Here is a 14,588-nt window from a genome sequence, read left to right as displayed (position 1 = left end):
ATGGATAAGTTGGTTGATGATAGGCTTTTGTGAGACCTGAGCCTACAACTTTGCTAGAGTTGAATCTCTAAATGCCCGTATGGGCGCACGTAGATATCGAAGTCAAATGTTATCACATGAATATTATTGTTTCGTTCCTTTTGAACAAATGACTTGTAAAATGCAATTAAAGGAATTTGGTTATTTAGTGCCTCTTTAGGAGACATACGCTTTTGTATGTGCATTTCATTTTCCATATCTACTGTAATATTATTAAGACCCATACATTTACGTATTACACTATCTTCTCTCAATGTCTTATGTATGCAAGCATAAACATCAGTGATACGTGGAAAGAACAACTCATCACACCCTCTTGTAAGTATTTGCAGTAACAATATAAGAAAATCACAATGAAAATTTAACATCACTTAGAATAAATTTAGTCAAACTCTATCTCACCCCATAATTACTCTTAACAAAATTAATTTTTTACACTTAGCTTCTATTAAGCTCTCACGTACATTCTTAACTATTGAATTGACATGATCAAAGATTTTCTTATTTATTCTTCAATTAACAAATTAGCAATTCTATTAAAGAAGTATTTGTCATTTAACATAAAACATGTAAACGATTTATTTCTCTGAATTTGTTTATAAATTACACTAAATAATTAAATCCACTTTGAAATTGATGGAATTCAATATAAAAATAATGGTTTTAAATATTTTTAGTTTCTAAAATGAGATAGTATTGAATCTATTTTTATAACAAATAATCATTATTAAATAATAGATAATAATTTATTAATAATATTATTTAGCTTTAATATGATGGATTCAGCTTTTACCTTTAAATTAAATGCTGCAATTTATACATTGTGATTCAGCAACAACCTTTAAACTAATAAGTCTCTTTACAATTCACTTGCAACTATAGTTACTTAAATTTCGATAACTATAGGGAGGTGATATCTTGAATTTACATAAAGATAGAAAGTTAAACACTACTGATATAAAAAAATATTTTTCATTTTTATACAATGATAAACAGATAAGAGCTGTCCTTACTACAAGTAATCAATTCTTATTTGTTGGATACGATATTGGGAAAAATGCAATTGGAATAAAAAATCCTTATAGCTTAATCGAAAATATGGACAAACGCTCTAAATGCAGTGCTGTAATTACCTTTAATCAGGATATTAACCCTCAACGCTATATTTTAGTTGATTTAGAGGGACTCCACCATATGGTCTATAGAGCCAGAAAAGTTAAGGTTAATAGATTAGATTTTATTCATTGGGCCATATCTTTAGAAAAAAATATACTTTAATTCATTTCATTATGTTAGCTTTTACTGGGATAACTATCTTTCAAATGATTTATTAAATATCCCAGCTAAATATTAATTATTTTGTAACCCTCAACTTTCTAACAACTTATTACGACTTTTAAATAGGAATTGGAGGTGAGATAATGAATTTTGATATAAGTATAAGCCTGTTGCTATTTATATCCTTAGGGGTACGCGCATTTTTATTTGAAATAAAATTTCAGTACACACGTGAAAAATTACGTAGTATTCATGAATTGTTTGAAATTTTTTTAGACTGTTCTTTTTGTAATGGCTTTTGGACTGGTTTTTTTGGTTATGTAATTGTAAATGGTATTGATATTATTCTAATACCATTTGCTATTTTAGTTGGTTCTTCCTCATACTATTTAACGCTATTTGTTAAGAGTCTTACACAAAGAAATTAAGAAACACAGTTTATGTCCTTTATTTCTTAAATTATCCATTCTACATCTTTATCAACTTAACCCTACTAAACTTTAGTAGGGTTTTATTCACTATTCTTATTATTTCTATCTCTATACAAATTCCCAAACAAAAAAATTGTTCAAAATAGCAAAGTACATTTTGTACTGTACCTTGTTTACGCAACTAAAACAATAAATAAGACGACTATTAAAATATCTATCACCTTTAGAAATGGAGTGAACAATATGATTTTCTTTTCAAGTAAGCACCGAATTAAAGATCTTTCTTTCCTAAATAAACTTTGGATGACACCCGTAGCTTATGGACTAAAATATCTTGCCGGAACTGTAATATACATTGCAGATAAATTTGATGAAAAGGTAAGATTTGAAATCCTAAAAAGACATATCTAAAACGGAGAAAATGAGAAAATAAAAAGAGGATTTATTCACTTTAAGAAAGGTTATAACGAATTGATAAAGGCCACTTTAAATTCCTGCCATCATGCAATGAATTAAAAAACATTTATAAATCCTTTCTTGAAAACTTTAGTCAGGGAGATATTATTCCTATAAACTATACAGGATAGTATTAGGTATCGCGGTGATTTCAAGTATAATTACGGACTTAAAAAGTTTAAAATTGCGTTAGTAAGAAAGAATCACTCTAAGGATATTTTTACTAACGCAATCTTACTTATTTTGAAAAAACATTTTAACAATCTATAAATAGATTTTCTACCTAAAACATCGTATTATCATTAGCTGCTTCATTTGGAATCTCTTGAATTACATCCCAGTGTTCGACAATCTTTCCATCCTTTATACGGAAAATATCCACTATAGCAACTCCCTTATCTTGAGAGTTAGTACGAGAATGTACATGAAGAGCAACTGTATCTCCTTCAGCTATTACACGTTTAATTTCTGCAGAAGAATTAGGATCCTTAACAAAATCCTCCTTAAAGAAATCCATGAAAGCTTTTCGTCCATCAGCTACAAAAGGATTATGTTGCTTGTAATCCTCACTTACATATTTTTAGTAAAAAAACTCATAGTTGAATTTAATGTATCTAATTCCTTTTATTATCAGAATAAGCCTTTACAACAACTATTTATTATTTATTATTTATTATTTATTATTTTGTATTTCATTAATTCTATAGTTTCTTTAATACACTTACCATTATCCATTGTTATATCTAATTTCTATTTAAAACCCTTCTTTGTAAGTTTACACCTATATATCGTGTTAAATTGTGTGTGGCAAGATAAAACAAGCTGTTAAATTTAATTATTGTTAGGTAGCTTCTACGGTATGATATTATCACACAATTAGTTATACATATAAAAAAGGTTTCCTGCCTTGTAACAGGAAACCTTTTATGTATTATTAACCTATAAACCTAAAATTTTAACAATCTGAGGTGCCTTAGCATTATCTATATAATAATGCATCTCTAACCCTCTTCTTTCTGAACGGAGTACGGTTCTCCTCAATTTTGATAAATGTTGTGAAACAGTGGATTGGGGGAGTCTTAATATTTCCGTTAACTGTGTAACATTACACATTTTATGATGCATTAATTCATTTACAATTTGTAATCGAACAGGATGTGCCATTACTTTTAATACATCTATATCGTCTTCGTGGATTTTAGCTAGATTTCTTTCAGATATTAATGTTATCATTTTGCATTCTCCTTTATTATTAATTTCTATTTTCCTTTTATCCTTATAATTAATACTTATAGCTGATTACCATTTGTCCTGTTGAGAAAATATATTCTCTTTTTAAAACAAAAAGGACACCAATTCATTAAAACGTTTTTTTATCGCTTTAATAAATTGGTGCCCTCTAATCTTTTGACCAAAATATATCTTATTTTAAAAGATATTTTCAGTTCCTTTTTTCTCAAGTCTATTGAGATTTTGTATTTTCTTTAAAATTCATATTAAGAATATTCTTCAAATCCTGAAAGCATAAGTTTGCGGTAAACTTATGCTTTCTATCACATTCCACACCAACTAAGATAGTTAATACTATTAACATAGCGCTAACTATCTTAATTAAATATTAGTAATAGTGAATCTACATATTATCAATTCACTTTATAGTACATATATGTAAAAATAATAACATGATAAGCTTTTTCAAATTTTTCTCCTGATAAAGATTTGAAATTAGCATTTCAATACTCTCCTTACTGTTAATATGCCTAGAAAAAGGAGAGGGATCTCCCCCCTCTTCACCAATAAAATCGAACATATTTACAATTAAGAAAGCACATACATACATTCATCAAGAAATGAAACGAACAATAATAGTTCATTTAGTGAATTATAATACAAATCCAATTCCATTAATGAATATTTTTTACATTTCCGGAATAGTAATCAATCAACTGTAATACCCCCTCCATACAAAAATAAACTCAACGAAATATTCACTATAAAACCAACGTATGTAAAAAAACAGCTACAAGTCGATTCATAGTTTTAAAAATTTGTCCTCCTCTTCTTCTAAGAATATTCAAAATCTCAAATAGATTATCTTATATCGCCACCTTATGTATGCAGAATTACATATCAAGCCATATCGAAAATCATTCTCATTGTAACTATGATGGTTTCAAGAAGTGGTATTTTTACTTCCTTTTCAAATCTCAAAATATATTAAAGGAGGCACTAACATTATGAAAAAAGCTATTTTAGCAGGGGCACTAGGAATTGTAGTACTATCAGGTATGAATTTACCAGGAGTAGAGGCATCAAAAGCAAGTGCATCAACTACAAATTTAGAAATTCAAGAAGTTACAAAATACTACTCTATGAGTTCCTATGAAGTTTCCCAAAAAGAATCATTTAATCTTAATAAAGGGGAAGAACTTACTGTCTTTGTACAAAATTCCGGGTTTCCAATTTCTTATACAGTCTTTGATGCAGATAATCAAGTAATTGGCACATACAATGCTAATTCACAATATGGTCGCGTATTCAAAGCACAAAAAGACGGTAATATTTCTGTTCAATTTCAAGCAGGAGTAAATTCTTCTTACATGAAGAAAATGAATTTCACAGCTCAATTCGCAGTTTCTAAACTTAACCAACAATAAAAAATTTAACAATCCTCTTAAAAAAAAATTTAAAAGGTATATCCCTTCAATAGGATATACCTTTAACTTTAGTGAAGTTTATATTGACCAGATAACCGCTCTTGCGCCATACGAACTAAACGTTTCGTAATCTCTCCATCTACTGAACCATTTGCTCGTGAAGTTGAATCTGGCCCAAGTGTAACACCAAACTCCTGAGCAATTTCATACTTCATTTGCTCAATTGCACTTGCTGCCGCCGCTACCAAAATCTCGTTTGAATTATTATTTTCTCGAATTTGCAGTTCTAACACACCTCCATTTATTCGGTAATATTATGCTCTATTTCCAATTAAATACGCAAAATTTATATTCATTTAAGTAAGCGTGTAATTTACATTAATACATTCCAATTAAAAAAGGTTTTTCAAATGAATCAATATAATCCTTATTGAATTTTAAACTCTCCAATTAATTCTTGTAACTCTTGTGATAGCCCACTTAATGATGTTGCTAGTTCTGCAATATCTTGTACATATACTTCTTGTTCTTTCATACTAGTCTCTACATTACTACTGCTATCCACATATGTATTAACAATATGTGATAATTCATTTACAATCTGAATTATAGTTTGACTATTTTTAAAAATATCACTTGAATTACTCGAAGTCGCTTTAATTTGATTTGTAACAGCTTGTGCAGATTTTGAAATTTTTTCGAAGAAAGCACCACTACTTTGAACAGGAGTTATTCCTGATTCGACTTCTTTTGAGCTCTTTTGCATTGAAACTACAGCCTCTTCTGCTTCAGCTTGTGTTTCACTTAACTCTTTGATGTTCGGATATTAACAATATATTGTTAATAATCACCATTTTATAGGTACACCTACATATAGGCCAAGTATGCAATTACAGAACGTTTGTTATAAAAAAACGTAAACATGTCAAACAAAAAAGACTTAATTACTATATCTCATCCCTTCTTTTAAATATAAATCTACTACCTCGTTCTTAAATTCTACATTGTTAGTGACTCTAATTTTCCCCATAGAAAAATCCGCTCTTAACTCTCAATCAATTTCTTAAATTTCTTTTCTAATTGATCTGGTGGTAATACACCTCGTACATGATCTACTATAATTCCATCTTTATTAACAAAAAATGTCGTCGGTAAAGAGAATACTTTATAATCTAGTCCAGCTACTCCGTCCATATCTAGTAGAACCGGAAACTCAAATCCATAGCGATTAGCAAATGCGCTTGCTTCTTGTACTGGGTCACTAACAGTTGCATTCACCGCAAAAATTTCAACATCCTTTTTATATTTATCATACATATGAACTAAGTCAGGTGCCTCCATTTCACACGGCCCACACCATGATGCCCAAAAATTAATAATATATGGTTTTCCCTTGGCATCATTTAACGACTGCAACTTTCCGTCTAATCCTTTTAATGTGATGCCAGGTGCTTTAAAACCTACTTGTGGTAATACTTCTTTCTCTTGTAACTCTGCTTGTTTCGCTTTTCTTTCCTTTTCTTCTTTCTTTGAATTATAAAAGTTAACCCCCGCCCAAACGAGAGCACCTACTAGTATAATAGCAATTAGTTTCTTCACTTTCCTTCCTCCTCATTTTTAAAAACCTGTAAATCCACCGAATAGACGAATAAAGAATGCTGTAATTTTCGTCATTTGATTTGTATACAATAAAATACCTGTAATATATGATAAATAAGATATATATAGCGATAAAAAGTATAATGATATAAATGACAACACTCTATCCACACTACATAGAGTAGTGTTTACCCTAAAAAAAAGAGGCTATATGCACTCTCCGACAATAAGTACAATCGACACACAGAATAACCCTACTGTTACATATACCGAGTTCGTATGTATATGTAACGGAATAGTAAGCTTAGCAACCTTTTCATTTAACACTTGCTCGATTCGTAAATTTATTGCTGTTTTTGCAAATGAAGCTGTAACACATCGATTTTCCATTGTCTTTATTTTAATTAATTTTAATAACGCGCTACCTAACTCAAATGAAGATTCCATTTTTTGCATCGCATATTTATCTGCTGCTAACTCTTGATACGTATGATATCGTTGTAACAATTCTTTTAATATCGGGATGTACATCATTCCTTCTGCTAATAACGTAAAACAAAATAATTTTAGCGGATCCCAATTATTTTGATGATATTCTTCATGGAAAATAATCGCATCAATCTCTTCATCTGAAAACGTCTGAAGCAAACCTTCCGACATGACAACTTTCGGACGGAATAATCCAATTGTAAACGCTGCAACTTCCGCAGTCGGCAGTATATATATTTGTTTCCCTTTTCTAATAAATGGGATAAGTACTTTTTGTACTTTTTTACTATAGAAAAATTGCCGCCAAATTCTTTTACACACAATCAATACAGTAATTAATAATAACCCCGCTATTATAATACGAACCATTGATAGTTCTTTCATATGTTTTTCTAACTGAAACAAGCAAAACTTTGAAAGGAAGAATGCCTTATTTTGAAAGAGAAATGGATATGTAACATAATACAATAACAAGCTGAAAAAGAGGGTACTAACAATGAGCGCTAACAATACGATTTTACGCATTTGCCATTTCATTTCATCGATCCTCTTTTTTTAACTGATTCAATTTGTCTTCTAATTTTTTTATTAAATTCGGATCAGCCTGCTCTAACTCATCTATCATATGTGTTATAACTAAATCTCCAAATTCCCCCACTAATTCCTGTGTCATTTTCTTCGTTTGATTGGATAAGAATTCTTCTTTCGTTTGTATAGCACGATATATGCCACTTCTTTTCACAGTCTGTTTTTCTAAGTGTAATTTCTCTACTAACCTGTTCATAACTGTCATAACAGTATTAAAATTCACAGGCGATTCTTCACTTAATTTCTGCTGGACTTCTTTAATAGTAATACCTTCAGTAGACCAAATAATCCCCATAATCTTCGCTTCAAGCGGTCCAAAGAAATGATTTAATCCTTGCTCATTTAACCTATAGTTTTGCGTAAACATCGTATGACTCCTTTCACACTACGAATTGTAGTACAAATTAAATGAGAGGTCAAACGCAAGTAATACAAACTAAAATTCACTACCTATAAATACGTACCACATTCTATTCATTATAAGCCTAACTTATCTCCAAATGTATCAAAGAGATACTGCTCTAATATTTGTACACTAAACTTCTCATTACGCCCAAGGGCAAATAATTCCCGATCCTTCGCTACGATAGTATCTAACGGAATAACTACATTATCCACTATTTTTGTAATTTCAATTATATTACTTTTTACATTTACTTCTGTTTTAAATTCAACGTTTTCTAACACTATATGTGAACGTCTTCCTGATGCAAAAAAAGTAAAATTAGGATTTTTAACAACGCCAATTTCAGTCTCTAACGCATATAAATAGTGAAAAATTACATCTCTATGTCCATCTTTTATTATTTTTTCATCCTTCTCATCGTCTAAGTATTCTTTCAGCTTCGTTGTAAATTCAAATCGAAAATCCACTTTTTTCACGCTCCTTCTTTGTATTTCATATTAAATAAATATATTGAAATAATTTTACCATATTGTAATACAACTTCCTATTAAAAGTAAAAACTGTTTTAGAAAATCGCTATTATTTCCGATACCCTTTTAAAATATAAGTATAAATTCAATATGAATGAATGCTTCATTACATCTATTTAAACATATTTTTTCCATTTTTTGAAACATTAGTATGAAATATTGTATATCAATGAATGGTTTCTAATGCATTGGTATATATAGTCAGTAGTTTCTTTACTATTCCGATATACTTAAGCTACATTTTCTAATTATTGATTACATTACGGAAGGAATGTAACTCTCTTCTATCGAATTTTTATATAACAAAAATGATTAGGTGGTGCTTTACTATGAAATTAGCTGTCATTGGTGGCGGTGATTTACAAGATTCAAATCACTTGCCTATTAATGAACGCCTTATAGAATTAACAAATAAACAGTATCCAAAAGTATTGTTTATTCCAACGGCTAGTCATGATGATGAAAGCTATATAAAATTATTTTTAGACACGTTTGAAAAACAATTACATTGTGAAGTACAAATTTTACGCATTACAACAGATTCACCTTCTAAGTATGAAATAGAGGAGATGATTCATTCAGCCGATTTAATTTATCTAGGTGGCGGAAACTATATTCACATGCTTACGCAATGGAAAGAACATAGACTTGATGAAAAATTATTATTGGCTCTGCAACAAGGAACACTTATTGCTGGTTATAGCGCTGGTGCTATGTGTTGGTTCACGTCTAGTATCCGATCAGATTATGAAGGTTCTGGTTACATAGAGAGTAACGGATGGGGTATTGTTAATAAAAGATTTTGTCCACATTATAATCAATTAAACAGAATGAACGCCTTCCATTCCTTTTTACAAAATCATCAAGGGAATATAGAAGGAATTGCACTGGAGGATAATTGCGCTTTATATATTACAGAGGAATCCTTTGAGATTATCGGTGAACCGGAAAAAGCGTGGGAGTTTTATATGAGTGATAAAACACTCATTAGACAACATTTTGATATAACTTTAAAAAGCTATTTGTAAACCTGCACTTACGAAAAAATGTCCCTAAGTCCAATAACTTAGGGACATTTTTCTATTTAACTAACTAATCGTGTAATTCGTTTCTTTTGCCATGAAAGCTTATAATATGCATACTGCAATAGTAAGCTGACAATAAATGCTGCTGGATACCCGATCCAAATGCCTTCTATTCCAAGACTTGTATGGTAAGAAAGATAATATGCTACGGGTACTTCTACAAGCCAAATTGAAACAACTCCAATAACAGTTGGCCAAAGTACTGTACCGCTCGCTCGCATTGTCGCACTAATAATTTGTGCATGACCGAAAATTAAATAACTCCATAACGTAATCATAACTAAGCTATGAGCAATTTCAATTGTAGTTTGACTCGTTAAAAATAGTGATAAAATGTCTCTTGAGAATAAATAAATAAGAGATATTAACACACCACCGATGACGTAGTTCATAATAATTCCGGCCTTCACAACTTTCTGCAATCGATCAAATTGATTCGCCCCAATTGATTGTGCTGCAAAAATAGAAACTGTAATACCAAGGCTAACTGCTGGCATTTGTACATAACTTGCAACTTGATTCACAACGCCGTAAGCAGCTGTTGCATCCGAACCGTAACGATTTACAAATGCGATTACGGCAATCTCAGATAATGAAACTAATATCATATTTATACTTGCCGGTATACCGAGCCTTAGCAATAGCTTTAATAACTCCCCATCCATTCGAAGGTATTTTCTAACCGTTCCATCTAGTTGTAATGGGTGATTTTTCTTCTTTAAATACACAAGCATGACAATAAACGTAATAACTGTAGATATAACAGATGCATAGGCTGCTCCATACACATCTAATTTCGGAGCTCCTAACCATCCAAAAATAAGAACTGGTAATAAAATCATATTTAGTGCTGTACTTACAATTAAAAAGTAAAATGGCGTTTTAGAATCTCCTGTACCTCTCATAAATGTTGTATATGCGAAATATAAAAATAATACTGGCATCGATATAAATAAAATCCGTGCATAATGTACACTTATTTCAATAATATTTTCTGGCGTTCCCATTAGACGCATAATATCCATCGCAAAAATACTTCCTATTATCGCCAACACAACTCCAATAATAAAGGTAAATGTCAGCGTCGTACCAACGATAGCTTTTAAACGATCTTCGTTTTTAGCACCAAACGCCTGACCAATTAAAATAGAGCTCCCTGAACCGATACCAATTACAAATGAAACGAGCAAGAAAAATAATGGGAAGAATGCTGATATGGCCGCTAAATCATTAACTCCAAGCCATCTTCCTACTACCATACCAAATAATTGTCCAACTGATTGTAGTACATTACTTAATAATAACGGTACTAAAAACATCGACATCGATTTCCAAATTGGTTTACTCTCACTTTCCAACTTATGTGACTCCGCACCTTCTTTATTGTTATCTGCAGGTGGTTTCAAATTTCATTTCTCCTTTTCTTAAAAATCTATTTTCAATATCTATCTCTTTGTATAGTTGTTATAATACTGTGCTTCTATTCATTTTCTTTTCATATGATTATAACTTCACCCAATATTGACTTCCATCGGCTGTTCGATCTAAAAATCCATATTCGATTAAATATCTTCTTAAAGTTACGAAATCAGGGTATACATTTTCTATCACTGTATTTACTTCTTTTTCAGTATACTTTTTATTACTATCAAACTTCTTCACTAAATGACGCAATATAATTAATTTACGCTTTTGTTTCTTCGGAAATTTAGAGAGAGGTCCATCTAACCCTTCTGTAAAATGAGCTTTTAATACTTCATCATTTTCTTCTTCCGTAATATTGTATCGATCATCCACCATCGTTGCTGTTCTATGAATTGGTACAAATTTGGTTTGTACTTTTGATTTTTCTTCTGATAATTCCATTAGCGCTAAAAATACTTTTGCTTGCTTCATTTTCTCTCGCAGTGTAAATCGATGATTACGAATTGTTGATGTACTTCCGCCATCCAACTCTTTTACAATTTCTTTATCATTCAGTCCCATATAGAAAAACTGAACCATTTTCTTTTGTAAATCCGTTAATCCAGTAAATTTCTTATCCATATTTAGCAAATAATCAAACATAGACGTATGCTCATTTTGAATATGCAATTGGACGAACTTCTCTGCTTCATACAAAACTTGATTATCTTGATAAATAACACCTTTAATAAATGTTTCACCACAAGCTAAGCAAATGTACCCCTCTTTTTCTTCATCAAACACATACCCTTTCTTTAATTCCTCTATTGACGCATCCCAAAACTTCTCTGAAATATCGCTCATACTAAACACTCCTTCAAAATGTTTATTTAAAAACCAAACAAATCGCTATATCGTTTATTATCACTTCATCATCTTATCACAACACAAACAAACATTTCAACGTTTCGTTTGCCCATTTTATAAACTTTTATAAAAACATCTATCGAAAGGATTTGATATAACGAAAAGTGAATGTATTTATACAACCTCATTTTATAGGATGTGAAATAGAACATGAATATTCTTCAAGACCCTTGGTTTACCGTTAAGCAAATTGCACAGAACGCATATGCGATTAGTGAATATGGAACTGGTATTCACTCATTCCAAAACTTCAGTATTCAATTTTAACTACAAAAAAGATGTTTTCGTATAAGAAAACATCCTTTACTTTTTATATATTCTATTTACAGTCTCTACTAAAACCTTACTTGCTTGTACAAATGTATGCTTTCGATTTCTATCTTCAACAAATTTATTAGCACAACTACTCATAATCATCATACAACTAATTATGACTAACGCTATCTTTCTATTCTTGTAAGTCACTTCATGCCACTCCACTATTACAAAACTTCTTTTGAATTTATCCCATCAAGAAATTTTACATGAATAATAAAACGTGTGAATATGCAATTCTGCATATTCACACGTTTTATCACAATGTTATGATTTAATTTAGTTAAAAAACAAGTATACCGAGGTGACTAACTTGAAATTTAAAGCGAAAAAAAATCCATTCCACGTCATTTTCATTACATTATTTATAATTATTTTTTTCGTTTCGTTATTCTTCCAAAATGAAAATTCTATTTTTTTCACTCTCATGATGCTGCTAAATATCGTGAATCTTTCTTCATTCTATTTCTCTCACTACAACGTAACGGAATCATCTCTTGTTGTAAAACACGGTTTCATTTTTCATACTGAAATTCCATTTGAAGATATTCGTCACGTTAAATACTCTGGTAAAAAACTTCATTCAAAAAAATGGACTAGACAACAATTAGAAATCCATTACAATTTATTTGACTCAGTGACCACTTTCATACCACTAGAAGAAGAAAAATTCATTTCACTCTTAAAAGAGAACTGCCCACAGATGAAAGTAATGAATACGCCTGCTAACAAATAATATATTTTGAAGCTTGTAGTATTGCAAGTAGATGAAACATAAAAATGAACATCAAAAAAGCCAAGATTCTATACTCAGAACCTTGGCTTTTTCTATTACTCTTTTGGAGCAATCATTTTCTTTGGATCTACAATTTCATCAAATTGCTCTTCTGTTAGTAGCCCAGATTGCAATGCTGCTTCTTTTAAAGTTAAACCTTCTTTATGAGCATGCTTCGCAATTTTCGCTGCATTTTCATATCCGATATGTGGGTTTAGCGCTGTTACAAGCATTAGTGAGCGATTCACATTTTCATTAATTACTTCTTCATCTGCTTCAATACCAACTGCACAATTGTCATTAAACGAAACAATTGCATCCGCTAATAAGTGAGCTGATTGTAAGAAGTTATAAGCAATAACAGGTTTAAATACGTTTAACTCAAAGTTTCCTTGGCTCGCAGCAAATCCAATTGTTGCATCATTCCCCATCACTTGCGCTACAACCATCGTTAATGCTTCACTTTGCGTTGGATTTACTTTACCTGGCATAATAGAGCTTCCCGGTTCATTTGCTGGAATAATAATTTCTCCAAGCCCACTACGTGGACCACTTGCAAGCCAACGTACATCGTTAGCGATCTTCATTAAATCTGCAGCTAATGCTTTTAATGCGCCGTGAGTATATACAACTTCATCATGACTCGTTAATGCATGGAATTTATTTGGTGCAGAAACAAATTGTTTACCTGTAAATTGACTAATTTCCTCTGATACCATCTCACCAAATTTAGGATGAGCATTAATACCTGTTCCAACCGCAGTTCCACCAATTGCTAACTCTTTCATATATGTATTGCTCTCTGCAATCATACGCTCTGTTTTTTCAAGCATACGGTGCCATCCGCTAATTTCTTGCCCTAAAGTTAACGGCGTTGCATCTTGTAAATGTGTACGACCAATTTTTATAATATGTTCAAATGCAGTTACTTTTTCTGCTAAAGTTTCTTTTAATTTCGTAATTGCTGGTAATACGTGATTTTCTACTGCGATTACACAAGCTACATGAAGCGCCGTTGGAAATGTATCATTTGAACTTTGTGACATGTTCACATCATCATTCGGATGAATATGTACGTCAGATCCCTTCTCTTTCAAAATTTGATTCCCACGATTTGCAATTACTTCATTCACATTCATATTTGACTGTGTACCACTACCTGTTTGCCATACGACAAGCGGAAAATGTTCATTCCATTTCCCTGCAATCACTTCATCCGCAGCTTCTACAATTGCTTCTGCTTTTTCTTCTGATAGCTTTCCTAATTTTTGATTGCTAAGCGCTGCACTCTTCTTTAAAATTGCAAATGCTTTTACAATTTCAAGCGGCATTTGCTCTGTTCCAATTGGAAAGTTTTCTTTACTACGTTGTGTTTGTGCTGCCCATAATTTATCAGCTGGAACTTTTATTTCTCCTAATGTATCTCTTTCAATTCTGTACTCCATGTTTTCATCCCCTTGAAAATATAATACCTACATCTCTTATAATAACAGACTTTCTCTTAAATGATAAGAATTCTCACTCTTATATATAGATATTCTATATTTATTTAAAAAAATTCCTCTTGACCTAAACTTAAGTTTAGGCTGTATCCTTTCCATTGTAACCT

16 protein-coding genes and 2 pseudogenes are annotated in these 14,588 nt (G+C 31.2%); 5 read left to right on the top strand and 13 right to left on the bottom strand.

Features of this window, described 5'->3' with window-relative positions:
* Positions 1–957: 957 nt before the first annotated feature.
* Both MR169_RS14230 and MR169_RS14225 read left to right on the top strand, forming a co-directional pair.
* Entirely contained in the window at positions 958–1,317 is a 360-nt protein-coding gene (locus MR169_RS14230) for a BRO-N domain-containing protein (protein ID WP_001048701.1), read from the top strand.
* A gap of 143 nt (positions 1,318–1,460) precedes the next feature.
* Positions 1,461–1,745, top strand: coding sequence for a hypothetical protein (locus tag MR169_RS14225; RefSeq protein WP_001008317.1), 285 nt, complete (start codon positions 1,461–1,463; stop codon positions 1,743–1,745).
* Positions 1,746–2,487: 742 nt separating this feature from the next.
* Here MR169_RS14225 and MR169_RS14220 read toward each other — a convergent pair.
* Positions 2,488–2,784: pseudogene (locus MR169_RS14220) on the bottom strand (nuclear transport factor 2 family protein); the annotation flags it as partial.
* A gap of 359 nt (positions 2,785–3,143) precedes the next feature.
* Positions 3,144–3,437, bottom strand: coding sequence for an ArsR/SmtB family transcription factor (locus MR169_RS14215; protein ID WP_242319576.1), 294 nt, complete (start codon positions 3,435–3,437; stop codon positions 3,144–3,146).
* A 1,004-nt stretch (positions 3,438–4,441) separates the two neighbouring features.
* Here MR169_RS14215 and MR169_RS14210 point away from each other — a divergent pair.
* Positions 4,442–4,861: a hypothetical protein gene (locus MR169_RS14210; protein WP_242319575.1), complete on the top strand. Its 420-nt coding sequence runs from the start codon at positions 4,442–4,444 to the stop codon at positions 4,859–4,861.
* Between the two features lie 68 nt (positions 4,862–4,929).
* Here MR169_RS14210 and MR169_RS14205 read toward each other — a convergent pair whose 3' ends face one another.
* From MR169_RS14205 to MR169_RS14175, 7 genes and pseudogenes are all read right to left on the bottom strand, one after another.
* A complete protein-coding gene (locus MR169_RS14205) occupies positions 4,930–5,145 on the bottom strand; it encodes an alpha/beta-type small acid-soluble spore protein (protein ID WP_001167051.1) in 216 nt (71 codons plus the stop codon).
* Between the two features lie 143 nt (positions 5,146–5,288).
* Positions 5,289–5,675 (bottom strand): annotated as a pseudogene (locus tag MR169_RS14200) (chemotaxis protein); the annotation flags it as partial.
* Between the two features lie 230 nt (positions 5,676–5,905).
* Entirely contained in the window at positions 5,906–6,460 is a 555-nt protein-coding gene (locus tag MR169_RS14195; protein ID WP_000733185.1) for a TlpA family protein disulfide reductase, read from the bottom strand.
* Between the two features lie 18 nt (positions 6,461–6,478).
* Positions 6,479–6,619 (bottom strand): hypothetical protein, encoded by a 141-nt coding sequence (locus MR169_RS14190; protein WP_015382254.1) that lies wholly within the window; start codon positions 6,617–6,619, stop codon positions 6,479–6,481.
* A gap of 48 nt (positions 6,620–6,667) precedes the next feature.
* Positions 6,668–7,486, bottom strand: a complete 819-nt coding sequence (locus tag MR169_RS14185; protein ID WP_242319574.1) for a M56 family metallopeptidase — start codon at positions 7,484–7,486, stop codon at positions 6,668–6,670.
* 1 nt (position 7,487) lies between these two features.
* Entirely contained in the window at positions 7,488–7,904 is a 417-nt protein-coding gene (locus MR169_RS14180; protein WP_242319573.1) for a BlaI/MecI/CopY family transcriptional regulator, read from the bottom strand.
* Positions 7,905–8,014: 110 nt separating this feature from the next.
* On the bottom strand, positions 8,015–8,410 hold the full coding sequence (locus tag MR169_RS14175; protein WP_000347526.1) for a DUF3942 family protein: 396 nt from the start codon (positions 8,408–8,410) through the stop codon (positions 8,015–8,017).
* A 392-nt stretch (positions 8,411–8,802) separates the two neighbouring features.
* Between MR169_RS14175 and MR169_RS14170 the strand changes: the two genes are divergently transcribed.
* Positions 8,803–9,501: a peptidase E gene (locus tag MR169_RS14170; protein WP_000762121.1), complete on the top strand. Its 699-nt coding sequence runs from the start codon at positions 8,803–8,805 to the stop codon at positions 9,499–9,501.
* Positions 9,502–9,557: 56 nt separating this feature from the next.
* On the opposite strand, the gene MR169_RS14165 is transcribed toward MR169_RS14170, so the two are convergent.
* The 3 genes from MR169_RS14165 to MR169_RS14155 all read right to left on the bottom strand — a co-directional run bounded on the left by MR169_RS14165 (position 9,558) and on the right by MR169_RS14155 (position 12,354).
* Positions 9,558–10,964 carry an MATE family efflux transporter gene (locus MR169_RS14165; protein WP_242319572.1) on the bottom strand — a complete coding sequence of 469 codons (1,407 nt, stop codon included), beginning with the start codon at positions 10,962–10,964 and terminating at the stop codon, positions 9,558–9,560.
* A gap of 97 nt (positions 10,965–11,061) precedes the next feature.
* Positions 11,062–11,826 carry a DUF2087 domain-containing protein gene (locus tag MR169_RS14160; RefSeq protein WP_001280276.1) on the bottom strand — a complete coding sequence of 255 codons (765 nt, stop codon included), beginning with the start codon at positions 11,824–11,826 and terminating at the stop codon, positions 11,062–11,064.
* A 366-nt stretch (positions 11,827–12,192) separates the two neighbouring features.
* Positions 12,193–12,354 (bottom strand): hypothetical protein, encoded by a 162-nt coding sequence (locus MR169_RS14155; protein WP_000221432.1) that lies wholly within the window; start codon positions 12,352–12,354, stop codon positions 12,193–12,195.
* A 163-nt stretch (positions 12,355–12,517) separates the two neighbouring features.
* Between MR169_RS14155 and MR169_RS14150 the strand changes: the two genes are divergently transcribed.
* Positions 12,518–12,940: a PH domain-containing protein gene (locus tag MR169_RS14150; protein WP_000669070.1), complete on the top strand. Its 423-nt coding sequence runs from the start codon at positions 12,518–12,520 to the stop codon at positions 12,938–12,940.
* Between the two features lie 95 nt (positions 12,941–13,035).
* Here MR169_RS14150 and fumC read toward each other — a convergent pair whose 3' ends face one another.
* On the bottom strand, positions 13,036–14,424 hold the full coding sequence (gene fumC, locus MR169_RS14145) for a class II fumarate hydratase (protein WP_000456608.1): 1,389 nt from the start codon (positions 14,422–14,424) through the stop codon (positions 13,036–13,038).
* Positions 14,425–14,588: the final 164 nt, after the last annotated feature.

Source organism: Bacillus cereus group sp. BfR-BA-01349 (assembly GCF_022663795.1).
GTDB lineage: Bacteria > Bacillota > Bacilli > Bacillales > Bacillaceae_G > Bacillus_A > Bacillus_A cereus.
This window is presented reverse-complemented; position numbering and strand designations above follow the sequence as displayed.

Bases quoted from the DNA above. Each gene is read 5' to 3' on its own strand.
- MR169_RS14185 (WP_242319574.1), bottom strand. From the start codon at position 7,486: ATGAAATGGCAAATGCGTAAAATCGTATTGTTAGCGCTCATTGTTAGT.
- MR169_RS14160 (WP_001280276.1), bottom strand. From the start codon at position 11,826: ATGAGCGATATTTCAGAGAAGTTTTGGGATGCGTCAATAGAGGAATTA.
- MR169_RS14210 (WP_242319575.1), top strand. From the start codon at position 4,442: ATGAAAAAAGCTATTTTAGCAGGGGCACTAGGAATTGTAGTACTATCA.
- MR169_RS14215 (WP_242319576.1), bottom strand. From the start codon at position 3,437: ATGATAACATTAATATCTGAAAGAAATCTAGCTAAAATCCACGAAGAC.
- MR169_RS14170 (WP_000762121.1), top strand. From the start codon at position 8,803: ATGAAATTAGCTGTCATTGGTGGCGGTGATTTACAAGATTCAAATCAC.
- MR169_RS14225 (WP_001008317.1), top strand. From the start codon at position 1,461: ATGAATTTTGATATAAGTATAAGCCTGTTGCTATTTATATCCTTAGGG.
- fumC (WP_000456608.1), bottom strand. From the start codon at position 14,424: ATGGAGTACAGAATTGAAAGAGATACATTAGGAGAAATAAAAGTTCCA.
- MR169_RS14180 (WP_242319573.1), bottom strand. From the start codon at position 7,904: ATGTTTACGCAAAACTATAGGTTAAATGAGCAAGGATTAAATCATTTC.